1 protein-coding gene and 1 pseudogene are annotated in these 725 nt (G+C 29.2%); both read right to left on the bottom strand.

The features are described from left to right. Positions 1–207, bottom strand: a pseudogene (locus tag CQA53_RS11775) (hypothetical protein); the annotation flags it as partial. A 100-nt stretch (positions 208–307) separates the two neighbouring features. Beyond that, the coding region (locus tag CQA53_RS11780) for a hypothetical protein (RefSeq protein WP_147290065.1) at positions 308–725 on the bottom strand (418 nt) is incomplete at its 5' end.

Below are 725 nucleotides of genomic sequence, written 5' to 3' on the forward strand. Positions count from 1 at the left end.
ATCATTCACATTAAAAAGATTTAACAATTTTTTTGTTCTTTCATTAGAATCTAATATATCATAGTTCGCCTCACATATCTCCTTAAACTTCCAATAACTCGGTTGTAGCTCATAAGGAGTGTAATAAAGCGGGATTCCAAGTAGATAAATTCCAAATAATACAATAAGAGTTAGAATAATCTTTTTAGGTATAAGAAACTTTTTCATTGTATTGCCTTAGATTTTGCTAGATGAAAGTAACCATACGAAGCCCAAGCTAATTCTGCATAGTCTCGTAATTTCTGTATTTGTTCTTTATTACTCATTGTTAATCCTTGTTAATCCTTATAGATGTGCAACTTCCATAAGTTGTTTCAAATACAAGCTCATAAGAAGCTATGCTTTTTGTTGTGAGATATTTTCTTTTAGTGTCCCATCTTGCAAAAAAATATGGGCTAATCCTAACAATATTTTGTTTCGTCTTATCTAAATATACAAAAAAACCTGAATCAAATTCTATTCTGTTGTGTATTTTGGTTTCTCCTAACATATATTTTATTTGATATTCATCGCTCGTTTGTATTGGTTTCATTGTTTCAAACATAGTATTCCAATCTAAATCATAATATGATAAAATCTTATTATATTTCTCTTCATTATTTGGTAATTCATTAAGCTTACACATCTTTTTAAATTCGTGATAGCTAGGTTGAAATGAATAAGGCACGAACCACCCCCAACCAAAG

Origin of the sequence: Helicobacter didelphidarum (genome assembly GCF_003364195.1) — a bacterium.
In the GTDB taxonomy this organism is placed as follows: domain Bacteria; phylum Campylobacterota; class Campylobacteria; order Campylobacterales; family Helicobacteraceae; genus Helicobacter_A; species Helicobacter_A didelphidarum.